The sequence below is a fragment of the Cellulomonas edaphi genome (assembly GCF_030362815.1).
In the GTDB taxonomy this organism is placed as follows: Bacteria; Actinomycetota; Actinomycetes; order Actinomycetales; family Cellulomonadaceae; genus Cellulomonas; species Cellulomonas edaphi.
Genome location: NZ_JAUCGR010000002.1, coordinates 262,665 through 287,528, shown reverse-complemented (window position 1 = coordinate 287,528; position 24,864 = coordinate 262,665). Strand labels below are relative to the sequence as shown.

24 protein-coding genes and 1 riboswitch are annotated in these 24,864 nt (G+C 74.4%); of the genes, 22 read left to right on the top strand and 2 right to left on the bottom strand.

The genetic code is table 11. The features are described 5' to 3' along the window. Window positions 1–168: 168 nt before the first annotated feature. From QRT05_RS07605 to QRT05_RS07550, 12 genes are all read left to right on the top strand, one after another. Window positions 169–2,478, top strand: coding sequence for a DUF7507 domain-containing protein (locus tag QRT05_RS07605; protein ID WP_289446474.1), 2,310 nt, complete (start codon window positions 169–171; stop codon window positions 2,476–2,478). Next, on the top strand, window positions 2,421–3,365 hold the full coding sequence (fmt, locus tag QRT05_RS07600) for a methionyl-tRNA formyltransferase (protein WP_289446473.1): 945 nt from the start codon (window positions 2,421–2,423) through the stop codon (window positions 3,363–3,365). The genes QRT05_RS07605 and fmt overlap by 58 nt, the downstream gene beginning before the upstream one ends. Then, window positions 3,362–4,867, top strand: a complete 1,506-nt coding sequence (locus QRT05_RS07595) for an RsmB/NOP family class I SAM-dependent RNA methyltransferase (RefSeq protein WP_289446472.1) — start codon at window positions 3,362–3,364, stop codon at window positions 4,865–4,867. The genes fmt and QRT05_RS07595 overlap by 4 nt, the downstream gene beginning before the upstream one ends. Before the next feature lie 24 nt (window positions 4,868–4,891). Continuing rightward, window positions 4,892–5,542 carry a ribulose-phosphate 3-epimerase gene (rpe, locus tag QRT05_RS07590; RefSeq protein WP_289446471.1) on the top strand — a complete coding sequence of 217 codons (651 nt, stop codon included), beginning with the start codon at window positions 4,892–4,894 and terminating at the stop codon, window positions 5,540–5,542. Between the two features lie 62 nt (window positions 5,543–5,604). Further along, window positions 5,605–5,738: riboswitch (FMN riboswitch) on the top strand. 89 nt (window positions 5,739–5,827) lie between these two features. Beyond that, window positions 5,828–6,928 carry a bifunctional diaminohydroxyphosphoribosylaminopyrimidine deaminase/5-amino-6-(5-phosphoribosylamino)uracil reductase RibD gene (ribD, locus tag QRT05_RS07585; RefSeq protein ID WP_289446470.1) on the top strand — a complete coding sequence of 367 codons (1,101 nt, stop codon included), beginning with the start codon at window positions 5,828–5,830 and terminating at the stop codon, window positions 6,926–6,928. Beyond that, window positions 6,928–7,533, top strand: a complete 606-nt coding sequence (locus tag QRT05_RS07580) for a riboflavin synthase (protein WP_289446469.1) — start codon at window positions 6,928–6,930, stop codon at window positions 7,531–7,533. The genes ribD and QRT05_RS07580 overlap by 1 nt, the downstream gene beginning before the upstream one ends. Then, on the top strand, window positions 7,530–8,861 hold the full coding sequence (ribB, locus tag QRT05_RS07575; protein WP_289446467.1) for a 3,4-dihydroxy-2-butanone-4-phosphate synthase: 1,332 nt from the start codon (window positions 7,530–7,532) through the stop codon (window positions 8,859–8,861). The genes QRT05_RS07580 and ribB overlap by 4 nt, the downstream gene beginning before the upstream one ends. Beyond that, a complete protein-coding gene (gene ribH / locus QRT05_RS07570) occupies window positions 8,858–9,322 on the top strand; it encodes a 6,7-dimethyl-8-ribityllumazine synthase (RefSeq protein WP_289446465.1) in 465 nt (154 codons plus the stop codon). The genes ribB and ribH overlap by 4 nt, the downstream gene beginning before the upstream one ends. Further along, window positions 9,322–10,023, top strand: a complete 702-nt coding sequence (gene pnuC, locus QRT05_RS07565) for a nicotinamide riboside transporter PnuC (protein WP_289446464.1) — start codon at window positions 9,322–9,324, stop codon at window positions 10,021–10,023. The genes ribH and pnuC overlap by 1 nt, the downstream gene beginning before the upstream one ends. Further along, the gene (locus QRT05_RS07560; protein ID WP_289446463.1) at window positions 10,020–10,283 is read left to right on the top strand and encodes a phosphoribosyl-ATP diphosphatase; all 264 of its coding nucleotides are present in this window, start codon (window positions 10,020–10,022) and stop codon (window positions 10,281–10,283) included. The genes pnuC and QRT05_RS07560 overlap by 4 nt, the downstream gene beginning before the upstream one ends. Window positions 10,284–10,298: 15 nt before the next feature. Next, window positions 10,299–11,147: an ATP phosphoribosyltransferase gene (gene hisG / locus QRT05_RS07555; protein WP_289446462.1), complete on the top strand. Its 849-nt coding sequence runs from the start codon at window positions 10,299–10,301 to the stop codon at window positions 11,145–11,147. Window positions 11,148–11,158: 11 nt separating this feature from the next. Further along, the gene (locus QRT05_RS07550) at window positions 11,159–11,608 is read left to right on the top strand and encodes a PH domain-containing protein (protein ID WP_326522638.1); all 450 of its coding nucleotides are present in this window, start codon (window positions 11,159–11,161) and stop codon (window positions 11,606–11,608) included. Window positions 11,609–11,612: 4 nt separating this feature from the next. Here QRT05_RS07550 and QRT05_RS07545 read toward each other — a convergent pair whose 3' ends face one another. Continuing rightward, entirely contained in the window at window positions 11,613–12,722 is a 1,110-nt protein-coding gene (locus QRT05_RS07545) for a DUF3866 family protein (protein ID WP_289446461.1), read from the bottom strand. A gap of 33 nt (window positions 12,723–12,755) precedes the next feature. Between QRT05_RS07545 and QRT05_RS07540 the strand changes: the two genes are divergently transcribed. From QRT05_RS07540 to QRT05_RS07495, 10 genes are all read left to right on the top strand, one after another. Further along, a complete protein-coding gene (locus QRT05_RS07540; RefSeq protein ID WP_289446460.1) occupies window positions 12,756–13,763 on the top strand; it encodes a helix-turn-helix transcriptional regulator in 1,008 nt (335 codons plus the stop codon). After that, window positions 13,756–14,724: a helix-turn-helix transcriptional regulator gene (locus QRT05_RS07535; protein WP_289446459.1), complete on the top strand. Its 969-nt coding sequence runs from the start codon at window positions 13,756–13,758 to the stop codon at window positions 14,722–14,724. Before QRT05_RS07540 ends, QRT05_RS07535 begins: the two co-directional genes overlap by 8 nt. Further along, window positions 14,721–15,050: a hypothetical protein gene (locus tag QRT05_RS07530; protein WP_289446458.1), complete on the top strand. Its 330-nt coding sequence runs from the start codon at window positions 14,721–14,723 to the stop codon at window positions 15,048–15,050. Before QRT05_RS07535 ends, QRT05_RS07530 begins: the two co-directional genes overlap by 4 nt. 91 nt (window positions 15,051–15,141) lie before the next feature. Continuing rightward, window positions 15,142–15,453, top strand: coding sequence for a twin-arginine translocase TatA/TatE family subunit (locus QRT05_RS07525; RefSeq protein WP_289446457.1), 312 nt, complete (start codon window positions 15,142–15,144; stop codon window positions 15,451–15,453). 42 nt (window positions 15,454–15,495) lie between these two features. Next, window positions 15,496–16,311 carry a twin-arginine translocase subunit TatC gene (gene tatC / locus QRT05_RS07520; RefSeq protein WP_326522637.1) on the top strand — a complete coding sequence of 272 codons (816 nt, stop codon included), beginning with the start codon at window positions 15,496–15,498 and terminating at the stop codon, window positions 16,309–16,311. Next, window positions 16,308–17,222 (top strand): diacylglycerol/lipid kinase family protein, encoded by a 915-nt coding sequence (locus tag QRT05_RS07515; protein ID WP_289446456.1) that lies wholly within the window; start codon window positions 16,308–16,310, stop codon window positions 17,220–17,222. Before tatC ends, QRT05_RS07515 begins: the two co-directional genes overlap by 4 nt. 32 nt (window positions 17,223–17,254) lie before the next feature. Continuing rightward, entirely contained in the window at window positions 17,255–20,110 is a 2,856-nt protein-coding gene (locus QRT05_RS07510) for a DEAD/DEAH box helicase (protein ID WP_289446455.1), read from the top strand. Window positions 20,111–20,129: 19 nt separating this feature from the next. Beyond that, window positions 20,130–21,758, top strand: coding sequence for an amidohydrolase (locus QRT05_RS07505; RefSeq protein ID WP_289446454.1), 1,629 nt, complete (start codon window positions 20,130–20,132; stop codon window positions 21,756–21,758). A 405-nt stretch (window positions 21,759–22,163) separates the two neighbouring features. Beyond that, complete coding sequence (gene lnt / locus QRT05_RS07500) at window positions 22,164–23,738, top strand: apolipoprotein N-acyltransferase (protein WP_289446453.1); 1,575 nt, start codon at window positions 22,164–22,166, stop codon at window positions 23,736–23,738. Then, complete coding sequence (locus tag QRT05_RS07495) at window positions 23,735–24,496, top strand: polyprenol monophosphomannose synthase (protein ID WP_289446452.1); 762 nt, start codon at window positions 23,735–23,737, stop codon at window positions 24,494–24,496. The genes lnt and QRT05_RS07495 overlap by 4 nt, the downstream gene beginning before the upstream one ends. 7 nt (window positions 24,497–24,503) lie before the next feature. Here the strand turns inward: QRT05_RS07495 and QRT05_RS07490 are convergent, their stop codons facing one another. After that, window positions 24,504–24,848 carry an RNA polymerase-binding protein RbpA gene (locus QRT05_RS07490; RefSeq protein WP_289446450.1) on the bottom strand — a complete coding sequence of 115 codons (345 nt, stop codon included), beginning with the start codon at window positions 24,846–24,848 and terminating at the stop codon, window positions 24,504–24,506. Window positions 24,849–24,864: the final 16 nt, after the last annotated feature.

Below are 24,864 nucleotides of genomic sequence, written 5' to 3'. Positions count from 1 at the left end.
TGACGCGCGGGCGTGACGGATCTCACACGCCGCCGCGGCCCTCCACGCGCCGGGTCTGCCCTGCCTCGTGCCGGTCTGGCCGCCGGACCGGCCCGAACGGCCGTCGAGAAGCTACCGCTGCGTAGGTTTCAATGCCACGACATCGCAGGGGCGACGAAGGTAGCAGCCATGAGGACGACAGCTCGACGACTGACGCGAGGCCAGCGCCTGCTGGTCACGGTGGCCGCAGTCGTCGCATCCTCGGTCTTCGTCGGAGCCGGAGCATCGCTGCCGGCCGCCGCCGACGAGGGCACGCCCCTCATCGACTGGACGTTCCAGGCGGCGACCGCGCCGGCCGGCGTGTCGTTCCTCGGCCAGGCGTGCCTCACCGGGGCCGACCCGTCGTCGGCCGTCGGCTGCCCGCCGCGCGACGACGCCACCACCGGGCCGGTGCCGACCCCCGGCACCACCCCGGGCTGGCTGCAGCTGACCAACGCCTCGACCGGCGTGAGCTGGGCCGGGGTCTCGGGCGGTCTGCTGTACGACACGCCGCTGCCCGCGTCGGCCGGTCTGGTCGCCACGTTCGACCAGGCCCAGTACGGCGGCGACGGCGCCGACGGCATCGCGTTCTTCCTCGCGGACGGCAGCTACACCATGCGCCTCCCGGGCGCGTACGGCGGATCCCTCGGCTATGCGCCGCGGGCGGGCACGCCCGAGCAGGTCATCCAGCCGGGGGTCGTCGGTGGCTACCTCGGCGTCGGGCTCGACGCCTACGGCAACTTCTCGAACGACGAGCAGGGCCGTGGCCGCGGCTGCCCGCCGCGCGTGGACCTGAGGCAGTCCGGTCGGACGCCGGACTCGATCGCGCTGCGCGGTCCTGGACGGCTCGGCGTCCAGCCTGCCTCGAGCGTCGGCGCCGAGGACTGGATCGAGGGCTACTGCCTGCTCGCCTCGAACCCGCTGCCGGGTGTCTCCGTGCGCAGCACGGCGACCACCCCTCCGGTCGAGGGACAGCTCGACGCGTGGGTGCGCCGCGCGCGCGTCACCGTCGCCCCGCAGCCCGCCGACCAGGACCGCGGTCCCGAGGTGCTCGTGGAGATGGACTTCCGCGACGGCCGGGGCTTCGTCGAGGTGCTGCGCGAGACGATGCCTGAGGCGGCCCCGCCCACGTACACATTCGGGTTCACGGCGTCGACCGGCGGCTCGCGGGACGTCCACCTCATCCGGAACGTGAGCGTCGCCACGGTCGACCAGCTTCCGGAGATCGCCCTGACGAAGCAGGTCGCCGACGGCGTCCGCCAGGGTGGGTATGCGGTGGGGGAGACGATCCGGTACCAGTTCGTCGTCTACAACACCGGCACGCTGCCCACCACGGATCTCACGATCGAGGACGCGTCGCTCGACGCGCCCGCTACGTGCCCCCGGGACGACCTCGAGCCGGGCGGCTCCACGGTGTGCACGGGCGTCCACACCATCACGGCGCAGGACCTCGCCGACCTCACCGGGAGCACCGCTGCCGGTCAGCCCCTGGTGTACGCCCCGACCGCGACCGCCCACGTCCGTGCCGGCGCCCAGGCCCTCACGTCCCCTCCGTCGGCCGCCCCCGTGCGCCTCAAGGCCCCGGCCGGCTCGATCGTCAAGTCGGCCGTCCTCCAGGACGCCGATGGGAACGGCCGCGCCGACCTGGGCGAGACGGTCCGCTGGGAGTTCGCGGTCACGGGCGACGCGCAGCTGGACCTGGCCGACGTGCACGTCGTCGACCCGACGCTCGACACGACCGTGTGCGGCAGCTTCGACCTGGCCGCCGGAGCGACGCACGTGTGCGACGACCCGACGCTGGTGAGCGCCATCGACGCCGATGACATCCTCGCGGGCGTCGTGTCGAACACCGCGTGGGCGGCCGGGCTCGACCCCGACGGCGCGACCGTGACGACGCTGCCGAGCACCGCGTCCGTCGCGGTGGAGGCTGGGTCGACCTCGCAGCCGCCCACAGACCCGACGCCGGACCCGGGCTCGGACCCGGTGCCGGACCCCGCGCCGGACCCTGGCTCGGACCCCGTGCCGGACCCTGGTTCCGACCCGGTGCCGGACCCTGGCTCTGACCCGGTGCCGAACCCGGGCTCGGACCCCGCGCCGGACCCCGGCTCGGACCCGGCGCCCGATCCCGGCACCGACCCGTCCACCGACCCGGCGCCCGACCCCGCGGGCTCGGCACCCGCGGATCCGGTCAGCGAGCCGCCCGCGGGGCCCGGCTCGCTGCCCCAGACCGGAGCCGGCTCCCTCGCGCCGCTGGCGGCGCTAGCCGCGGCCTCGGTCGCCCTCGGCACGTGCGTGCTCGTCGCCGCACGACGCCGGGCATGCAGCGGCGCTGGCCTTCGCGGACCTTCAGTCCTGAGCGCCGGCCCGATCACGGCCCGGCGGACTCCGCCTAGGATCGGGGCATGCGACTGCTCTTCGCCGGTACCCCCACGGCAGCGGTGCCGTCGCTCGAGGCTCTGATCGCCTCCCGGCACGAGGTGGTCGCCGTGCTGACCCGGCCGGATGCGCGCACCGGTCGCGGCAGGGCGCTCGCGCCGAGCCCGGTCAAGGTCCGCGCCCTGGAGGCGGGCATCCCCGTGCTCACCCCCGCGACGCTGCGCGACGACGAGGCGGTCGAGCAGATCTCCGCCCTCCAGGTGGACGCGGCGCCCGTGGTCGCCTACGGCGCGCTGGTGCCCCCGGCGCTGCTCGACGTGCCGCGGCACGGCTGGGTCAACCTGCACTTCTCGGTCCTGCCCGCCTGGCGCGGCGCGGCACCTGTCCAGCGCGCGCTGCTGGCGGGCGACGAGGTGACCGGTGCGACGACCTTCCGGATCGAGAAGGGGCTCGACACCGGGCCGGTCTACGGCACGCTGACGGAGACCGTCCGCCCGCGCGACACGTCGGGGGACCTGCTGGACAGGCTCGCCGCCGTGGGCGCCGGCCTGCTGGTCCGCACGCTCGACGCGTTGGAGGACGGGATCCTCAGCCCGGTCGAGCAGCCCGACGAGGGCGTCAGCCACGCTCCCAAGCTCGAGGTCGAGGACGCGCGCGTGCGCTGGGCGCACCCGGCGTACGCGGTCGACCGACGCATCCGTGCGTGCACGCCCGCACCGGGCGCCTGGACCACGACCTCCGACGGCGCCCGTCTCGGGCTGGGCCCGGTGACGCTGACGACTGAGGAGCTGCCGCCCGGAGCGGTCCAGGTGGGTCGCAAGGACGTCCTCGTCGGGACGGCCACCCAGGCGGTCCGGCTCGGGCAGGTGACTCCTGCGGGCAAGCGTGCAATGGATGCGGCCGACTGGGCCCGCGGCGCGCGCCTCGGGACGGGCGAACCGCTCGCCGACGGCATGGTGCTCGGCGCATGAGCGGCGACGGTCGGACCGACCGCCGGGACAGCGCCGGCCGGCAGCGTGGTGCCGCCCGCTCCGAGGGGCGCACCGAGCGCAGCGCGCAGGCCCCCGGCGAACGCAGGCGCGGCACCGACCCGGCGCGCACGGTCGCGTTCGACGTGCTCCGCGCGGTCGCAGAGACGGACTCGTACGCGAACCTGGTACTGCCGCCGCTGCTGCGCGAGCGCGCGATCCGCGGACGTGACGCGGGCTTCGCCACCGAGCTGGCCTACGGCGCGCTGCGTCTGCGCGGCCGGTACGACGCGATCGTCGAGCAGGCGGCGGGGCGCGACCTCGCCACGATCGACCCGCCGGTGCTGGACCTGCTCCGCCTCGGCAGCCACCAGCTGCTCGGCATGCGCGTCCCTCCGCACGCCGCGGTCTCCGAGACCGTCGGCCTGGCCCGCCAGCGCGTGGGCGCGGGGGCGGCGCAGTTCGTCAACGCAGTGCTGCGCGCCGTCGGCCGCTCGACGCTCGACGAGTGGCTCACCCTGATCGGCGACGCCGCCGACCCGCACCAGGACGACGCGGTGGCCCGGCTCGCCGCCGTGGAGAGCCATCCCGAGTGGGTCGTGCGCGGCTTGCGCGAGGCCCTCGTCGGCAACGGTCGCTCGTCCGACGAGCTCGAGGCGCTGCTGGTCGCCGACAACGCGGCGCCGCGGGTGACGCTCGTCGCGCGGCCCGGCCTGGTCGACGACGACGAGCTCGGCGGCCGGCCCGGACGGGTCGCCCCCACGGCGCATGTGCTGGACGGAGGGGACCCGGCCTCCGTCCCGGCGGTCCGGGACGGTCGCGCGGGTGTCCAGGACGAGGGGAGCCAGCTCGTGGCGCTGGCCCTGGCCGCAGCGCCCCTGGAGGGACCGGACGAGCGCTGGTTGGACCTGTGCGCCGGTCCGGGCGGCAAGGCCGCGCTGCTCGCGTCCCTGGTCGACGAGCGCCGCGGGCGCCTTGTGGCCAACGAGGTGCAGCCCCACCGCGCGCGGCTCGTCGAGCAGGCGCTGCGCGCTCTGCCGGCCGACGCGATCGAGGACGTGCGCACCGGGGACGGTCGCCTGGTCGGTACCGACGAGCCCGGCGCCTTCGACCGCGTGATGGTCGACGCGCCGTGCACGGGGCTGGGCGCGCTGCGCCGCCGGCCCGAGTCGCGCTGGCGCCGCCAGCCCAGCGACCTCGCGGCACTGTCCGCGCTGCAGCGCGAGCTGCTCGGCTCGGCGCTCGCCGCGGTCCGGGTGGGGGGCGTCGTCGCCTACGTGACGTGCTCCCCGCACCTGGCCGAGACGCAGCTCGTGGTCAAGGACGCGCTGCGTGCCGCGGCGCGGTCCGGCATCGGCGTCGAGCCCGTCGACGCGCGCGCGGTGGTCGCCGACCTCGCCGCCGCGCCGCTCGATCTCCCCGGTGACCGGACGGACGTGCAGCTCTGGCCGCACGTGCACGGCACGGACGCGATGCACCTGACGCTGCTGCGCCGCACCTCCTGAGGAGTGCGCGGCTAGGCTGACGGCGTGCCCGCGCTGATCAACCCCAGCATCCTGTCCGCCGACTTCGCCAACCTCGAGCGCGACCTCGGGCGGATCGCGAACGCGGACTTCGCCCACGTCGACGTCATGGACAACCACTTCGTGCCCAACCTCACGATCGGCGCCCCGGTGGTGACGCGGCTGGCCGAGGTGTCCCCGGTCCCGCTCGACCTGCACCTGATGATCGAGGACGCCGACCGCTGGGCACCCGCCTACGCCGAGGCGGGTGCGGCGTCCGTCACGTTCCATCTCGAGGCCGCGCAGGCGCCCGTGCGGCTCGCGCGCGAGCTGCGAGCCGGGGGAGCGCGCGTGGGGGTCGCCCTGCGACCGGCGACGCCCGTCGAGCCGTTGCTCGACCTGCTCGACGAGATCGACATGATCCTGGTCATGACGGTCGAGCCCGGGTTCGGTGGGCAGTCCTTCATCGAGGGCACGCTGCCCAAGATCCGGCGGACCCGCGCAGCGATCGACGAGGCCGGCGCGGACACGTGGATCCAGGTGGATGGCGGGGTCGCGCGCGGGACCATCGCGCGGATCGCGCAGGCCGGCGCCAACGTCTTCGTCGCGGGCTCGGCCGTCTACGGTGCCGAGGACCCGGCCGCCGAGATCGAGGAGCTGCGCCGGCTCGCATCCTGAGATGCGCGCGCCCCGCGACCAGCGGGAATGCGCCGTGTGGCATCATCGTTGGCTCAAGAGCAACACGTGCTCCGGGGTCGGTGCAATTCCGAGCCGGCGGTGACAGTCCGCGACCCGCTCGTCCTTCGGGGCGGTGCGGTTGACCTGGTGGAACTCCAGGACCGACGGTGAAAGTCCGGATGGGAGAAGTACGTGGCGACGCGCGGCACAGCCGTGCGCCGTGGCTGGCCGGACCGTTCCGGCTGCGCCGACCCCGGAGCCGTCATGGGCGTTCGGGAGGTGGCGATGACCAGCACGACGAGCTCGCGTGTCGACTCCGCGACCCCCCAGGAGTCCGCGGCCATGCGGCGTGCCTTCGAGCTCGCGCGCCGCGGACCGGCGGTCGACCCCAACCCCCGGGTCGGGTGCGTGCTGCTGGCACCCGACGGGCAGACGATCGGCGAGGGCTGGCACCGCGGAGCGGGCACGCCGCACGCCGAGGTCGCGGCCCTCGCGGACGCCGCGGCGCAGCGGCACGACACGCGGGGTGCGACCGCCGTCGTGACCTTGGAGCCGTGCAACCACACCGGCCGCACGGGTCCGTGCAGCGAGGCGCTCCTGGCCGCGGGCGTCGCGCGCGTCGTGGTCTCGGTCAGCGACCCGAACCCGCTCGCCGCGGGGGGAGCCGCACGCCTGCGTGCCGAGGGCGTCGACGTGCTCGCCGGCGTGCTCGCCGACGAGGGCCGGCAGGTCCTCGGAGCGTGGGTGCACGCGGTCGAGCGCGACCGGCCGTTCGTCACGCTCAAGATCGCGTCGTCGCTCGACGGCAGGATCGCCGCCGCCGACGGGTCGAGCCGGTGGATCACCGGCCCCGTGGCGCGCCAGCACGCGCACGACCTGCGCGGCGAGGTCGACGCCATCGCGGTCGGCACGGGCACCGCGCTGGCGGACGACCCGAGCCTGACCGCGCGGTCGGCGGACGGGTCGCTGCACGAGCACCAGCCGGTGCGCGTCGTCGTCGGGCTGCGCGACCTGCCAGCCGACGCGGCGCTGCGTGGCCCGGGGGGCGAGCTGGTGCACGTGCGCACTCACGACCCGCACGCCGTGCTCGCCGAGCTCGCGTCTCGCGGCGTCCGGCACGTGCTCGTGGAGGGCGGACCCACCCTGGCGACCGCGTTCCTGCGCGCCGGCGTGGTCGACGAGGTGCACGCCTACGTCGCGCCGGTGCTGCTCGGCGCGGGACGGTCGGCTGTCGACGACCTCGGCGTCGCCACGATCGACGACGCCGTGCGCCTCGTGACACGGTCGGTCCTCCCGCTCGGCCCCGACGTGCTCGTCGTCGCCACCCCCGCCGCCGAAGCCGCCGCCCAGACCGCGGCCCGTCCCAGCACAGACCAGGAGCCCTGATGTTCACCGGCATCATCGAAGAGATCGGCGTGGTCGAGAGCATCGAGCACGGCGACGGCGACGCACGCCTGACCGTGCGCGGGCCCCTCGTCGTCAGCGACGCGCGGCCCGGCGACTCCATCGCCGTCTCGGGCGTCTGCCTCACCGTGACCGACCTGCCCGGAGACGGGACGTTCGGTGCGGACGTGATGCCGGAGTCGTTGCGCCGCACGGCGCTCGGCGACCTCGAGCCCGGGAGCCCCGTGAACCTGGAGCGCGCCCTGGCCGTGGGCGGCCGGTACGGCGGCCACGTGGTGCAGGGACACGTCGACGGCGTCGGCTCGATCCTGCGCCGGACCCCCGGCCCGCGGTGGGACGAGGTCGAGATCGCACTCGACCCCGAGCTCGCACGGTACGTCGCGGAGAAGGGGTCGATCGCCGTCTCCGGGATCTCGCTGACCGTGACCCACGTCGGCGACGACTCGTTCGGGGTCTCCCTGATCCCCACCACGCTCGAGGCCACGACGCTCGGGCGCCTCGGCGCGGGGGACCGCGTGAACCTGGAGGTCGACGTGCTCGCCAAGTACACCGAACGGCTGCTGACCACGGCGGGGGTCCTGCGATGACCACGGGCACGATCGAGCAGGCGCTCGACGCGCTGCGGCAGGGGCGGCCCGTGCTGGTCGCCGACTCCCCGGACCGGGAGAACGAGGCCGACGTGATCCTCGCCGCGCAGTCGGCGACCACGGAGTGGATCGCCTGGACCATCCGACACTCCTCGGGCTACCTGTGCGCCCCGATGCCGGCCGCGCGCGCCGACGCGCTGGACCTGCCGCTGATGGTGCCCAAGAGCCAGGACCCGCGGCGCACGGCGTACACCGTGACCGTCGACGCGGCGACGGGCGTGACCACCGGCATCTCTGCGGCAGACCGCGCGCGCACGCTTCACGTGCTCGCCGACCCGTCGTCGGGCCGCGGAGACCTCATCCGCCCCGGTCACGTGCTGCCGCTGCGCGCGGTCCCCGGGGGCGTGCTCCACCGGGCCGGTCACACCGAGGCCGCGGTCGACCTGTGCCGCCTGGCCGGGCTGGAGCCGGTGGGTGCGATCGCCGAGCTGGTGAACGACGACGGCACCATGACGCGGTTGCCCGCGGCGGCGCGGCTCGCCGCGGACGAGGGTCTGGTGCTCATCACCATCGAGGACCTCGTCGCGTGGCGGCGCGAGCACGACGACGAGGTCGTCACGGAGGCCCCGGCCACCATGCAGCGGGTCCATGCGACCCACACCGCCTACCTGCCCACCAAGCACGGCGACTTCCGCATCCACGGCTACCGCGACCTGCGCACGGGTGACGAGCACGTCGCGCTGGTTCCGACGACGGGCCTCTCCGCGCACCCGGTGGTCCGCGTGCACTCCGAGTGCCTCACGGGCGACGCGTTCGGGTCGGCCCGCTGCGACTGCGGGCCGCAGCTCGACGCCGCGCTGCAGCTGGCGGCCGAGCAGGGCGGCGCCGTCGTGTACCTGCGCGGGCACGAGGGGCGGGGGATCGGGCTGCTGGCCAAGGTCGCGGCGTACGCCCTGCAGGACGACGGGCGCGACACGGTGCAGGCCAACCTCGACCTCGGGTGGCCCGCCGACCGCCGCGAGTACGGCGCGGCCGCCGCCATCCTGGCCGACCTGGGCGTGCGCAGCGTGAGCCTGCTGACCAACAACCCCGCGAAGGTGGCCGGGCTGCGTGCGCATGGCATCGAGGTCAGCGACGTGCACGGTCTGCTCGTCGGGCGGACGCCGCACAACGAGGCCTACCTGCGGACCAAGGCGACGTCGATGGGCCACGTCCTGGACCTCGACGCCCGCGAACCCATCCCCGTCATGCCCACGCGGGCGGCGCCCGCCGCGGCCGGCACCGACACCGGTGACCACGCTTTCGAGAACCTGGAGGACCTGGTATGAGCGGTGCAGGCGCACCCACGCTGTCGGTCGACGGGACGGGCCTGCGCGTCGTCGTCGTCGCCGCGAGCTGGCACACGCAGGTGATGGACGGCCTGCTGGCCGGCGCGCGCCGCGCGCTCGCCGCGGCGAACGTCACCGAGGTCACCGAGATCCGCGTCCCGGGGACGTTCGAGCTGCCCGTCGCCGCCCGCGCGGCGGCGGCGAGCGCCGACGCGGTGGTGGCCCTCGGCGTCGTCATCCGGGGAGGCACGCCGCACTTCGAGTACGTGTGCCAGGCGGCGACCCTCGGCCTGACCGACGTGGCCGTGCAGACCGGTGTCCCCGTCGGCTTCGGCGTGCTCACGTGCGACGACGAGGCCCAGGCCGTCGACCGGGCCGGCCTGCCCGGATCGCACGAAGACAAGGGCGCGGAGGCCGCCGAGGCGGCCGTCGCCACCGTCGTCGCGCTGCGGGGGCTCTAGTGCACAACTGGCTCTTCGACGCGACGTGGACCATCGCGGGCCACCCCATCCTCTGGCGGGAGATCGTCGGCAACGGGTTCGGGCTCGCGTCCGCCATCGGTGGCATGCGGCGCCGGGTCTGGGCGTGGCCCGTGGGCATCGTGGGCAACGTGCTGCTCTTCACGGTGTTCCTTGGCGGCGTGTTCCACACGCCGCAGAACCGTGACCTGTACGGGCAGGCCGGCCGCCAGGTGTTCTTCATCGTCGTGTCGGTGTGGGGCTGGATGCGGTGGCGCGACGCTCGCGCGGCGGGCCGGGCGCGCGGCGACCAGGACGCGCCGCCCGTCGTGCCGCACTGGGCGGGGCGCAGGGGCTGGATGATCATCGGCACGGTGGCCGTCGTCGGCACCGTCGTGTTCGCGCAGATCTTCCGCGCGCTCGACTCCTACGGGCCGTGGGCGGACGCGTGGATCTTCACGGGCTCGTTCCTGGCCACGTACGGGATGGCGCGGGGCTGGATCGAGTTCTGGCTCATCTGGATCGCGGTGGACGCGGTGGGGGTGCCGCTGCTGTTCAGCGCCGGCTACTACCCGTCCGCACTGCTCTACACGGTGTACGCGGCCGTGGTCCTGTGGGGCTTCGTGGTCTGGTGGCGCCAGCGCGACCGGCCCTCGGACGGCGGCGAGGGCCGGCCGGAGCAGCCCCTAGTGTTGGCCGAGTGAAGACCTTCGACTCCTTGTTCGCCGAGCTCGCCGAGAAGGCCGCGACCCGCCCCGAGGGCTCGGGCACGGTTGCCGAGCTGGACGCCGGCGTCCATGCGATCGGCAAGAAGATCGTCGAGGAGGCCGCCGAGGTGTGGATGGCCGCCGAGTTCGAGGGCGAGGAGCGCACGGCCGAGGAGATTTCGCAGCTCCTCTACCACCTCCAGGTCCTCATGCTCGCGCGCGGCCTGACCCTCGCCGACGTCTACACCCACCTGTAGAAAGGACCTCGCTGCGTGCTGAGGATCGCCGTTCCCAACAAGGGCTCCCTGTCGGAGCCCGCCGCCGCCATGCTCAAGGAGGCGGGCTACCGCCAGCGCCGCGACAGCCGTGAGCTGGTGCTGCCGGACCCGGACAACGACGTCGAGTTCTTCTTCCTGCGTCCGCGCGACATCGCGGTCTACGTCGGAGCCGGCACGGTCGACGTCGGCATCACCGGTCGTGACCTCATGCTCGACTCCGAGTCCGACGCGGTCGAGCACCTGCCGCTCGGCTTCGGGCGCTCGACGTTCCGCTTCGCGGCGAACGCGGGCGGCATCTCGACCGTGCAGCAGGTGGACGGCCACCGCGTCGCGACCAGCTACCCCGTGCTCGTCGCGGAGTACCTGCGCGGCCTGGGTGTCACGCCTGCCGGGGTCGTGCGCCTCGACGGTGCCGTCGAGACCGCGATCCGCCTCGGCGTGGCCGACGTGATCGCCGACGTCGTCGAGACCGGCACGACGCTGCGTGCCGCCGGGCTGGAGATCTTCGGCGACCCGATCCTGCGCTCCGAGGCGGTGCTGGTGCGCCGCTCCGACGTGGACGCACCCGCGGGCCTCGACGTGCTCACCCGCCGGCTGCAGGGTGTCCTGACCGCCCAGCAGTACGTGCTCATGGACTACGACGTGCCGACCACCCTGGTGGAGCAGGCCGTGGCCATCACGCCGGGGCTGGAGTCCCCGACGGTGAGCCCGCTGCACAACCGCGACTGGTCCGCCGTGCGCGCCATGGTGCGCCGCGAAGAGACCAACCGCGTCATGGACGCCCTGTACGGCGTCGGCGCGCGCGCCATCCTGGTGACGTCCATCCACGCGTGCCGGCTCTGAGGAGCCGGACCGTGGTGGAGCCGACGGGGGACGCGCGGTACGCACCGTTCCGGCCGCGGCTGGCCCGGATCGTCACCGCCGTCATGGCCGTCGTGGTGGTGCTCGGCACCGTGGCCGTGATCGTGGCCATCCCCGAGCTGGGTCCGGGGGACCAGATCGGCTTCGCCCTCCTGGGTGCGCTCATCGTCTGGTTCTGCTGGCGCGAGGGCTCGGTGGCCGCGCTGCCGTCGCCCGACGGCCTCGTGGTGCGCAACCTCATGATCACCACGCGGCTGGAGTGGGCCGAGGTGGTCTCGGTGCGGTTCGGCTCCGGCCGCCCGTGGGTGCAGCTGGACCTGGCCGACGGCGACACGCTCGCGGTCATGGGCGTGCAGCGCGCGGACGGCGAGCGCGCGTCCGCCGAGGCGCAGCGGCTGGCCACCCTCGTCGCCGTGCACACGGCGACCCCGCGGGACGACTGAGGGCTCAGCCCAGCAGGTGCGCGGCGTGGACGCCGGCCACGGCCGCGGCGAGGAACGCCGCCGGGTCCTGGTCGAGGCCGCGGCCCATGGTGGACAGCCGCACGGGGCTCTCCTCGAGCGCCGCGCGCACGTCCGCCCCCGCGGGGACCTCGACGAGCCGGTGCATGACGGCGAGGTAGGACACCTGCTCGGCGATGACGTCGTTGAGCGCGGCGACCTCGCCCTCGAGCACGGGGACGGGCACGTCGGCCGGGCGCATCGCGACCCGCCCGTAGGCGGTGAGCGAGTGGTGGGACACACCGTGGTGGCGGGCGCGCTCGTCGGCGCCGGACACGCGCAACGAGGCGACGGGCCGGCCGCGCAGCACCACCGCCGCGTTGACGGCCTCGCCCGCCGCCACGCCCGAGAACCCGAACTGGGTGCCCGTGCCAAGGTTGCCCGGGCCCTGCGCGACCACCGCCAGGTCCGCGCCGACGACGTGCTTGGCCGCGAGGAGGCCGGTGTGCACGGTGACCGCCTCGAGGTCGCCGCCGAACGCCTGACCCGTCGTGATGCAGGACTCGAGCCACCCGGCCTCGCGGAGCCCCGCGACAGAGCGGGAGAACCACGCGGGCAGGGCGCCGCCGTCGGTCATGACGTACGCGACGCGCAGCGGGCGGCCGGCGGCGAGGCGCGCACCGGCGATGATGGCCGGCAGGGCGGAGTGCAGGTCTGCCACGACGACGGGCATGCCGCGCAGGTCGTCCGCGTCGCGCAGCAGGTCGTGGTGCTCCGACTCCTGGTCGTCGACACCCAGCACCATGGCCTGCAGCGGCGTGTAGCGCGCCTTGACGAGGTGGCCAGGTCCCGCGGGGCGGTCGTCCGGCAGGCGCCCGTCGAGCGCCACGACCAACGCGTAGCCACCAGTGCCCAGCCCCCGGGCAAGGGCCGTGACGTTGAGCAGCACGCGGTCGCCGACCGCGATCGTGCCGACGAGCTCGGAGTAGGCGAGCCCCTTGACCCGGGCCGGGAGCAACGGGTCGGCCCACGGCTCGTCGAGCGCCACGCGCAGCTCCGTCGCGCCGGGCCACGTGGCCGCCACAGACTCCACGACACCCGCACGCCACGTGATCACCGCTCCACGCTACCGGCCACTACGGTGGACCCGATGGCCACGACACCCGCTGCAGCCGAGCGCCTGCTCAATCTCGTCATCGCCCTGGTCAACACCCCGGGCAGGATGACCAAGGAGCAGGTGCGCACCACCGTCGCCGGGTACGGCGACGCGCCGTCGGACGACGCCTTCGAGCGCATGTTCGAGCGGGACAAGGACACCCTGCGCGAGCTGGGCGTGCCCGTGCTGACGGTCACCGACGCGAGCCACGGCGACGACTTCGGCTACCGCATCGACCTCGACACCTACGCGCTGCCTCCCATCGACCTGACGGCAGCCGAGCTCGGCGTGCTCACGATGGCGGCCGAGCTGTGGCAGGACCGCTCGCTGCGCGCGGACTCCTCGCGCGCGCTCACCAAGCTTCGCGCGGTCGGGCAGGCACCCGGTTCCACCGACCTGGTCGCCGGCCTGACCCCTCGCGTGCGCGACGGCGGCGGAGCGTTCGCGCCGCTGGTCGACGCCGTCCAGGCTCGCCAGGCCGTGCGGTTCACCTACCGCGCCGCGACGTCCGGCGAGGTGCGCGCGCGCGTCGTCGAGCCCTGGAAGCTGCTGGCCCGACGCGGCGGCTGGGTGCTGGTGGGCCGCGACCGCGACCGCGCGGCCAGTCGCTCCTTCCGGCTGAGCCGGATCGAGGGTCCCGTGCGACCCGTCGGAGCCGCAGGAGCGTTCGAGGCCCCCACCGACAACGAGCTCGCGACCGCCCTGGCCTCGTGGGACAGCGGCACGCGCGGCGTGGCCACGCTCGCCGTACTGCCCGAGCGGGCCAGCGCCCTGCGGATGCGCCACGTCCGCGACGACGAGGCCCCGGACGAGTCGCACGGGCCCGTGCCGGGCCGCGAGGTGGTCCGCGTGCCCTACCGCGCGCAGTGGGAGCTCGCCGAGGAGATCGTGGGCTACGGCGACGCCGTGCTCGTGCTCGCGCCCGCGTCGTTGCGCGACGTCGTCATCTCGCTGCTGCGCACCGCGGCCGCCCTGGACGCGAAGGAGCCCGCCCGTGGCTGACCGCGCGAGTGACCGCCTGCTGCGGATGCTCGGCATGATCGCGTACCTGGACCGCCACGAGGGCGTGCCGGTGGGGGAGATCGCCGAGCAGTTCGGTGTGAGCCCCGCCCAGGTGATGCAGGACGTCGAGCTGCTGTGGGTCACTGGCACCCCCGGCTACCTGCCGTACGACCTGATCGATTTCGACGCGTCGTCGTACGAGCAGGGCGTCGTCCGCCTCACGGAGGGGCGCGGCATGACGCGGCCGCTGCGGCTCGGCGCGCGCGAGGCCGTCTCCCTGGTCGCCGCGCTCCGCGCGCTCGACGGTGCGCTCGGCCCCGCGCTCGACGACGAGCGGGCCGCCGTGCTGCGGTCCGCCCTCGCCAAGCTCACGGCGGCCACCGGGGACGCCGCCGCGGCCGTCGACGTCGCGCTGGCCGCGTCGGGCAGCCCGGGCGCGACCGCCGCGATCGCCACCGCGCTGCGCGACCGCCGGCGCCTGCACATTCGCTACGTGAACGCGTCCGACGTGGCCACCGAGCGGGACGTCGACCCCATCCGGCTGGTGACGGACGACGAGCGCTCCTACCTGCTGGGCTGGTGCCGCGCGGTCGACGGCGAGCGGCTGTTCCGCGTGGACAGGGTGCTCGACGCCACGGTGCTCGACGAGTCCGCCGAGGAGCACGACGTCGCGCCGGACGCCGACACCTTCGCGCCGTCCCCGTCTGCCGAGCTCGTGACGCTCCGCCTGGCCAGCCGCGCACGCTGGGTCGCCGAGGTCACGCCCGTCGAGGCGGTGCGCAACCACGACGACGGCTCGTTCGAGGTGGACGTGCGCGTGGTCAACCGCGACTGGCTGCAGCATCTCCTGCTCCAGGTTGCGGGATCGGTGCTCAGCATCGACCCGCCCCAGGTCGCCGCGGAGGCGGCAGGCGCCGCTCGTTCGGCGCTCGAGGCGTACGGCGAGCTGGCCGGCCGATGATCTGGTTCGTGGTGTGGACGGTGCTGGTGATCGGCGCTGTCCTGGTGATCGGCAGGCTGCTGCTGCGGCTGTGGCGCCAGGCGGTGGCGCTCGGCCGGCAGCTCGCCGAGGCGTCCGAGGTGCTCGCCCGGCTCGCCGAGCAGGTCGATGCGCTGCAGGCGGCCGCCGAGCGCGATCCCCGGTCGACGGCGCCCACCGTGTTCGACGATCCCGGTCCGCTCCTGGGCCGCGTCATCGAGCTGCGGTACGCCGCTCACGACCGGCGCGTGGATCGCGCGGGACGAGCAGCGCGGACGGCGGCGGGCTGGCGCGCGTACTGGAGCTGACGCGCTCCGTGCGACACCGACGGTCCCAACCAGAGATACGATCGACGGTGGCCGTGGTGTCTCGCGGCCACCGAACTGAGGGAGTACGACCGTGCGAATCCTGAGCCACCCGGCCACCCTGGTGTTCCTGCTGCTCCTCGTGGTCGTGCTCTTCGGGTACAAGCGCCTCCCGGACGTGGCCAAGAGCGTCGGCCAGTCGATGAAGATCTTCAAGAGCGAGATCAAGACGCTCAACGAGGACGCGCCCGCCACGCCGCAGACTCCCGTCGCCCCGGACGTGACGGCCCAGAACACGACGAGCCACGACGCCACGGCGCCTCTCAACGGCACGCCCGCGGCGCCTGCCGTCGTTCCCCCCGTCGTGGTCGAGAAGCCCTCGGGCCCCGTCGCGCCCTCGGCCTGACCCGCGCACCGCCAGCGCGAAGCGCCGCCCGCCGAGTCCCGCGTGACCACTGACCGCCGTCCGCGCGACGGCCGGATGCCGTTGCGCGGCCATCTGGTCGAGCTGCGCCGGCGCGTGGTGCTCTCCGCGCTCGGCATCCTGGCGGGCGCCGTGCTCGGCTGGTTCTTCTACGAGCCGGTGTTCGAGGCCCTGCAGCGACCGATCCTGCAGGCGGCGGCCAGCCGGGACGCGGTCGTCTCGATCAATTTCGGCGGCCTGGCCACCGCCATCGACATGCAGGTCAAGGTGTCGGTGTTCCTCGGCGTCCTCATCTCGAGCCCGTGGTGGCTCTACCAGCTGTGGGCGTTCATCAACCCCGGCCTGAACCGCACCGAGCGCATCCGCACGTACGGCTTCCTGGGTGCCGCGATCCCGATGTTCCTGGCGGGGGCGGCCTTCGCGGCGCTCATGCTGCCCAACGCGGTGCGCGTGCTCACGGAGTTCACGCCCGACGGCGCCACCAACCTCATCGACGCGCAGACCTACCTCAGCTTCGTCATGCGCTTCGTGCTCGCGTTCGGCATCGCGTTCCTGCTGCCCGTGGTGATGGTGTCCCTGACGCTGCTCGGAGTGGTGCGGGCGCGCACGTGGGCACGCGGGTGGCGGTGGGCGGTGCTGCTGTCGTTCACGTTCGCGGCCGTCATGACGCCCACGCCCGACGTCCTGTCGATGATCATGCTGGCGCTGCCGGTGTGCGGCCTGTACTTCCTGGCCCTGGCGATCGGCACCGTGCACGACCGTCGCGAGGACAGGCGGCGTGTCGCGGCCGGGCTCCCGCGGATCGACGGCACCACGCCATCGACCGAGGAGAGTGCATGAGCCATCTGGGTCTGGTCGTCAACCCGACGGCGGGCAAGGGCCGCGGGACGACCGCGGGCCGCCGCGTGCACGAGCTCCTGCGCGCGCGAGGGCACCGGGTGGAGGACCTCTCGGGGCCCACGCTCGAGCAGGCCACCGACCGCGCGCGCGCCGCGGCGCTCGAGGGGCTCGACGGGCTCGTCGTCGTCGGCGGGGACGGTGTCGTGCACCTCGGGGTCAACGTCGTCGCGGGGACGGGCCTGCCGCTCGGCATCGTCGCGGCGGGCACGGGCAACGACATCGCCCGCTCGCTCGGCCTGCCGCGGGGCGACGTGGACGCCGCCGTCGCGGCGCTCGAGCACGGCCTCGGCGAGGGCCCGCGCCGCGTCGACGCGGTGCGGGTGGGCGAGCCCGGGCGGGCCGCGCGCGAGTGGTTCGCCGGGGTGCTGTCGTGCGGCTTCGACGCCGCGATCAACGCGCGCGCCAACGAGATGAGCTGGCCCAAGGGATCGGCGCGGTACGTGCGCGCGCTGGCCTCCGAGCTCGCCGGCTTCCGCCCCTACGGCTACCGCGTGACGCTCGACGAGGGCGTCTGGGAGGAGCCGGGAACCCTGGTGGCCGCCGCGAACGTGCCGTGGATCGGCGGGGGTCTGAAGATCGCGCCCGACGCGGCGGTCGACGACGGCCTGCTGGACGTGGTCCTCGCCGGCCCGTTCACCCGCGGCGGCGTGGTGAGGATCTTCCCTGGCATCTACCGGGGCAGGCACATCGGCCACCCGGCGGTCGAGGTGCGACGCAGCCGCTCTCTGCTCATCGAACCCCTCGAGTCGGAGGGTCCGCACCCTCCCGTGGCGTTCGCCGACGGCGAGCGCATCGGGCCGCTGCCTCTGCACGCGCAGGTCGATCCCGGCGCGCTGTCCGTCCTCTGCTGAGATTCCCGGCCGGTCATGCCTAGGGTGGTCGCGTGCCGTCCCGTTCCCGTCGGTCCCGTCCCTCGCCGGCCGTCGTCCCCGCCGACCGCGGCGAACCCTCGCCCGCCGAGCGGTACGCGGCAGCCCGGCGACGCGCCGCGATCGAGCGCAGCGAGCTGGGCCGCTTCCGCGAGCTCATGGCGTTCCCGCTCGACGAGTTCCAGCTGGACGCCTGCGAGGCGCTGGAGCGCGGCAGCGGGGTGCTCGTCGCCGCGCCCACCGGGGCCGGCAAGACGGTGGTGGGGGAGTTCGCCGTCCACCTGGCGCTCGCCGGCGGGCGCAAGGCGTTCTACACGACCCCGATCAAGGCCCTGTCCAACCAGAAGTACGGCGACCTGGTGCGCCGCTACGGGCCGGAGCGCGTCGGCCTCCTGACGGGGGACACGACGATCAACGGCGACGCGGCCGTGGTGGTCATGACCACCGAGGTGCTGCGCAACATGCTCTACGCGAGCTCGCCCGCGCTGGACGGCCTGGGCTACGTGGTGATGGACGAGGTGCACTACCTCGCGGACCGCTTCCGCGGCCCGGTGTGGGAAGAGGTGATCATCCACCTGCCCGACGACGTGCAGCTGGTCTCCCTGTCAGCGACGGTGTCCAACGCCGAGGAGTTCGGTGACTGGCTCGCCACCGTGCGCGGCGACACCACGGTGGTCGTCAGCGAGCACCGCCCCGTGCCGCTGGGGCAGCACGTGCTGGTCCGTGACGACCTGCTCGAGCTCTACGCCGGCCACGTCGACCCCACGGACCCGGGCGTCGACCCGCCCATCAACCCGGACCTGCAGGCGCTGCTGCGCCGCAGGATGCCCGACGACCAGCGCGGGCCGGGTGACCGCGGCTACCGAGGCCGGGGCGGCTCCCGACCGGGCGCGGGCCGGCCGCAGCGACCGGTCGGACGGCCCACGCCGAGGTTCGCGGTGGTCGACGTGCTCGATCGGGAGGGGCTGCTGCCGGCGATCGTCTTCATCTTCTCGCGCGCCGGGTGCGAGAGCGCCGTCCAGCAGTGCCTCGCCGCGGGCGTCCGACTCACCACCCCGGCGGAGCAGGCGCAGATCCGCATGATCGTGGAGGAGCGGTCGGCCGCCATCCCGCCCGAAGACCTCGACGTGCTGGGGTACTGGGACATCGTCGAGTCCCTGAGCAGGGGAGTGGCCGCCCACCACGCGGGCATGCTGCCGCTGTTCAAGGAGACCGTCGAGGACCTGTTCTCGCGGGGGCTCGTGAAGGTGGTCTTCGCCACCGAGACCCTTGCGCTGGGCATCAACATGCCGGCCCGGTCGGTGGTGCTCGAGAAGCTGGTCAAGTGGGACGGATCGAGCCACGTCGACGTCACGCCGGGGGAGTACACGCAGCTCACCGGCCGTGCAGGGCGTCGCGGCATCGACACCGAGGGGCACGCGGTGGTCGTCGCCCACCCGGGCCTCGACCCGGTACAGCTCGCCGGACTCGCGTCCAAGCGCCTGTACCCGCTGCGCTCGAGCTTCCGGCCCACGTACAACATGGCCGCGAACCTGGTGGCCCAGGTGGGCCGTGAGCGGTCGCGCGAGGTGCTCGAGACGTCGTTCGCGCAGTTCCAGGCGGACCGCGGGGTCGTCGGGCTCGCGCGCCAGGCCCAGTCGCACGCCGAGGCGCTCGAGGGCTACGCGCAGGCCATGCAGTGCCACCTGGGCGACTTCGCCGAGTACATGGAGATCCGGCGCGAGATCGGCGCGCGGGAGCGCGACGTGTCCCGGGCGGGCGCGGCGGCTCGTCGTGCCGAGGTGGCGCGAACCATCGAAGGGCTGCGCCCCGGCGACGTCCTCGAGGTGCCGTTCGGCCGCCGCGCCAGCCACGTCGTGGTGATCGACCCGGGCGGCAAGGCGGGCTTCGACGGTCCCAAGCCCATGGTGCTCACGCTCGACCGGCAGGTGCGCAAGCTCACGGTCGCGGACATCGGCACGGGCGCGCGCACGGTCGGCTCCGTGCGGCTGCCCAAGGGCTTCAACGCGCGCGTGCCGGCCGCGCGCCGGGACCTCGCCGCGATCCTCCGCCTGGCCGTCGAGGATCTCGAGCCGCCGCGGCGTGGGCCGGCGCGGGGCGCGCGCAAGCAGCAGGCGTCGCACGACGACGAGGAGATCGCCCGGCTGCGGCGCCGCCTGCGCCAGCACCCGTGCCACAGCTGTCCCGACCGCGACGAGCACGCGCGCTGGGCCGAGCGCTGGTCGCGCCTCAAGGCCGAGCACGAGGCGCTCGTCGGGCGCATCACCGGGCGGACCGGTTCCATCGCGGCCGTGTTCGACCGGATCTGCGACATCCTGGTGCGGCTCGGCTACCTGAGCGCCGACGACGGCTCGCTGCAGGTCACGGACGACGGGCGCTGGCTGCGTCGGCTGTACGCCGAGAACGACCTGCTGCTGGCCCAGTGCGTCCGCAGCGGCGCATGGGACGAGCTCGACGCCGCCGGGCTCGCTGCGGCGGTCTCGACGCTCGTCTTCCGGTCCCGCCGCGACGAGAACGCCGAGCCGCGCGTGCCGGGTGGCCCCGAGGGGCGGCTCGGACGGGCCCTGGAGGCCACCGTGCGCGCGTGGTCGGAGCTCGACGACCTCGAGTCGGCGCACCACATCGAGGCGACGACCCCGCTCGACATGGGACTCGTCGAGTCCGTGCACCGGTGGGCATCGGGGCGGAGCCTGGACGCCGTGCTGCGCGGCAGCGAGCTCAGTGCGGGTGACTTCGTGCGGTGGTGCAAGCAGGTCATCGACGTGCTCGGCCAGCTCAGCCAGTCGGCACCCACGGCGCGCATGCGCGGCACGGCGGACCGGGCCGTCGAGGCGCTGCGGCGCGGAGTGGTCGCGTACTCCTCGGTCTGAGCCCCTATCGTGTGCCGGTGTGAGCTCCACCCTGTACCGGCACGGAGTCGTGCACACCTCCGCCGACCCGTTCGCCGAGGCCGTGCTCGTCGAGGACGGCGTCGTCGCCTGGCTGGGCGCCGACGACACCGCGGACGGGTTCGCCGCCCGGGCCGACCACGTCGTCGATCTCGACGGTGCGCTCGTGACCCCGGGCTTCGTCGATGCGCACGTGCACGTGCTGGAGACAGGCCTGGCGCTGGAGAGCGTCGACCTGAGCCCGGCCGGTGGCGTGCACTGCCTCGCCGACGCCCTGGCGGCGGTCGCGCGCGCAGCCGCGAGCCGGTCCGACGGCGCGGGGCCCGTGCTCGGCTTCGGCTGGGACGAGCTGGCCTGGCCGGAGGGCCGACCGCCCACGCGGGACGAGGTCGACGCCGCCGCGGGGGGCGCACCGGTGTACCTCGCCCGCGTGGACGTGCACTCGGCCGTCGTGTCGAGCTCCCTCGCCGCGGCGTCGGGCGCCGACCGCGCGGACGGCTGGTCGGCCGACGGGCGCGTCGAGCGCGACGCCCACCACGTCGCGCGCGAGGCCGCCCGCGCGGTGCAGCCCGAGCGGCGCACGGCGCTGTACGAGCGCGCGCTCGCGCACGCCGCCGCGCGCGGCGTCGTCTCCGTGCACGAGCACAGCGCGCCGTCGATCGACACGCGCGCGGGCCTCGTCGAGCTGCTCGAGCTCACCGCGGACGCCGCCGCGGGGTTCCCCCACCTGGCCGCCTACCGCGGCGAGCTGTGCGTCACGGTCGACGACGCCCGTCAGCTGATGGCGACGATCCCCGGCCTCACGGGGATCGGGGGAGACCTCAACGTGGACGGGTCCATCGGCTCGCGCACCGCGGCGCTGCGCTCGGCCTACACCGACGCCCCCGGGACGCGCGGAACCCTGTACCTGGCGGCGGAGCAGATCGCGAACCACATCACCGCCGTATCGCGCGCGAGGCTGCAGTCCGGCTTCCACGTCATCGGGGACGCCGCGATGGACGAGGTGCTCCTGGGCCTGCGGGCGGCTGCCGACGTCGAGGGGGCCCCCGCGCTGGCCCGCACCGGGCTGCGCCTCGAGCACGCCGAGATGGTCGATGCGCCCACGCTGGCGGCCCTGGTGCTGCTCGGGGTGCGGCTCAGCGTGCAGCCCGCGTTCGACGCCGCCTGGGGCGGGACCGAAGGCATGTACGCCACGCGGCTCGGCGCCGGCCGCGCGGCCGCGCTCAACCCGTTCGCCGACCTGGCCGGCGCCGGGGTCCCGTTGGCCTTCGGGTCCGACTCGCCGGTGACCTCGCTCGATCCCTGGGCCGCGGTCCGGGCCGCGGCGTTCCACCACGAGCCCGAGCAACGGATCAGCGCGCGGGCGGCGTTCCGTGCGGCCTCGCGCGGCGGCTGGCGCCTCGCGGGCCACGACCAGGTGGGCGAGCTGCGCGTCGGCTCGCCCGCGCACCTCGCCGTGTGGGAGACCGAGTCGCTGGTGGTCCAGGCGCCGGACGGACGGCTGTCCGCGTGGAGCCCGGACGCGCAGGCCGGCATCCCGCTGCTGCCCGACCTGTCGCCCGAGGCCGTCCCGCCGCGCTGCCTGCGCACCGTCCGGGACGGGGTCGTCATCTTCGACGCCCTGGGCTGAACGGGTGATCCTGGCGCGCGCCGCACCCGCCGTGACGACCCCCTCCGGCGACACGCGCGGCGACACGCCGAACGGGCCGCCGACGAAGCGGACGAACCGGGCGTCATGACCTGCACAGAGGCCTGTCACCTGCACAGATGCGGCCTTGACAGCGTTGGGGATCCCGGTAGGTTTCCCCATGACCCACCACCGCGGACCCGTCGACGACGATGTCCCGGGGGCTCCCGCAGGGAGCCGGGCGGTGGATCTCGGGGCTCCGACCGGGCCCGCGCGTTCAGTAGACAACGGTCCGCCTCGGCGGCACCGGTACGAAGGACGCGCGGGCCGGTCGGTCGAGATCGTGGGCGCGATGGTCCCGCCTGAGCCGTGGACAGAGAGCCCAGCGTGCTGCCGTACGCTGACGCGGTGCCCGCCGCTGAACCCGCCCGTTGGTGGACCCTCGTGCTGGCGGCCGTCGGTGGGGGAGTCACGCGTCTCGCGTTCCCCGACCCGGGCTGGTGGGGCGCCGCGCTCGTCGGCATCGCGCTGCTCTTCCTGGCCATGCGGCGCGACAGCGCGCGTTGGAACGCCCTGGTCGGCGTCACGTTCGGGCTGACGCTGTTCCTGCCCCTCATCACCTGGACCGACGAGGCTGTCGGCCTCGTGCCGTGGCTGGCGCTGAGCATCACCGAGTCGCTGTACCTGGCGCTCTTCGGGGCAGGATGGAGCTGGGCCCGGCGGGGAGCCGTCGTGTGGCGATCGGCCCCGTGGCAGGTGGTCGTGTTCACGATCCTGTGGGTCGCGACCGAGGAGCTGCGCACCTACTGGCCGTTCGGGGGGTTCCCGTGGGGCCGCCTCGCGTTCTCGCAGGCGGACTCGCCGATTGCCGCCTTCGCCTCGTGGGGCGGTGTCCCGCTCGTCAGCGGGCTGGTCGCGGCGGCGGGCGTCCTGCTGGCCCAGGCCGTGCTGGCCGCGCGGCGCGTGCGCTTCCTGAGCACGGCCGCCGCCCTCGGCTGCGCCGTGGCGATCGTCGTCCTGGGCGTCGCGGTGCCGCTCGACACCCAGGCGGAGACCGGCACGCTGCGCGTCGGCGCGGTCCAGGGGAACGTGCCGGGCCAGGGGCTCGACGCCTTCGGGGAGCGTGCGGCGGTCCTGGACAACCACCTCACGGGGACGTACGCGCTGCTCGACCAGGTCGAGCCCGGCGAGCTCGACGTCGTGCTCTGGCCGGAGAACGGCACGGACATCGATCCTCAGGTCGACCGGGACGCCGCGAAGGCGATCGACGACGCCGCGACGGCGGTCGACGCGCCCATGCTCGTCGGCACCGTCCAGTACCCCCCGACCGGCGGCCGGTACAACACGGCCGTGCTCTGGGTGCCGGGCAAGGGCGTGACCGCCACGTACTCCAAGCAGCATCCCGCCCCGTTCGCGGAGTACATCCCGATGCGCTCGATCGCACGCGTGTTCTCCTCGGCCGTGGACCTCGTGACGCGTGACATGATCCCCGGTGACCGACCCGGCTACATCCCGCTGGAGTCGGCGCGGCTCGGACGCACTGTCGGCATCGGCGACGTCATCTGCTTCGAGGTCGCCTACGACGCGCTGGTGCGGGACACGGTCCGTGCCGGGGGAGAGGTGCTGGTGGTCCAGACGAACAACGCCACGTTCGGCATGTCCGACGAGTCCACGCAGCAGCTGGCGATGTCGCGGATCCGTGCGATCGAGCACGGCCGAGCGACCGTGCAGATCTCCACGGTGGGCGTGAGCGCGGTGATCGCGCCCAACGGTGCGGTCGTGCAGCAGACCGGGCTGTTCACCGCCGAGCAGATGGTCGCCACGCTGCCGCTGCGCGACACGCTGACCCCGGCGACCCGGCTGGGCAGCTGGCCGGCGTGGATCGTCGACGGCCTCGCGATCGCGGCGGTCGCGGCCGGCGCTGCGGGCGCGTCCCGCATCCGCCGCGCCGACCGTCTCCGGGACAGCGCGGTCGCGGCATGAGCGGGCGCACGCTGGTCGTCGTCCCGACGTACAACGAGCTCGAGTCGATCCCGGGCGCGTTGGAGCGACTCGCGCAGCACGCACCGGAGGCGGACGTGCTCGTCGTCGACGACGGGTCTCCGGACGGGACGGGCGCCCTCGTCGAGCGGATCGCGGCCGAGCAGACCGGGCCGCGTGCGGTCCACGTCCTGCACCGCACCGGCAAGCTCGGCCTCGGCACCGCCTACGTCGCCGGGTTCCGGTGGGCGCTCGAGCGTGGCTACGACGTCGTCTGCGAGATGGACGCGGACGGCTCGCACCGCGCCGAGGACCTCCCGCTGCTCCTGGCAGCGCTCGACGGCGCCGACCTGGTGCTCGGCTCCCGCTGGGTGCCGGGTGGATCCGTGGTGAACTGGCCGAAGAACCGCGAGATCCTCTCCCGAGGCGCCAACACCTACACGCGGCTCATGCTCGGCATCCCGCTGCATGACGCGACCGGAGGGTTCCGGGCCTACCGCGCCGACCTGCTGCGCGCGCTACCGCTGGGCGAGGTGCAGTCGCAGGGCTACTGCTTCCAGGTCGACATGTCGTGGCGCGCTGTCCGCGCCGGTGCGCGCGTGGTGGAGGTGCCGATCACGTTCGTCGAGCGCGCCGCGGGCGCCTCCAAGATGAGCCGGGCCATCGTCGTCGAGGCCCTGGTGTCCGTCACCCGGTGGGGAATAGCAGAACGCTCCCGCCAGCTGGCGGGAGCGTTCCGTGGGGTTCTACGTCGGGCCTAGGGCCCGGTCAGGCGCTGCGGCGCAGCTTGCCCGAGCGGAGCAGGTCGAGCCGCTCGTCGAGAAGCTCCTGGAGCTCGCCGATCGTGCGGCGCTCGAGCAGCATGTCCCAGTGCGTGCGCGGCGGCTTGCCGGCCTTCGCCTCGGGGCGCGAGGCGTCGCGGAGCAGCGCCTCGGCGCCGCAACGGCACTCCCACACCACCGGGACGTCGGCCTCGACCGAGAACGGCAGGATGATCGTGTGCCCGTTGGGGCAGTCGTAGTGGGCCTGGAGACGGGGGGCGAAGTCGACGCCATCCTCCGACTCCATGCTCTGGGACCCGATGCGCATGCCGCGCAGGGACCTGTTTGCCATCTTGGGGACCTCCGTG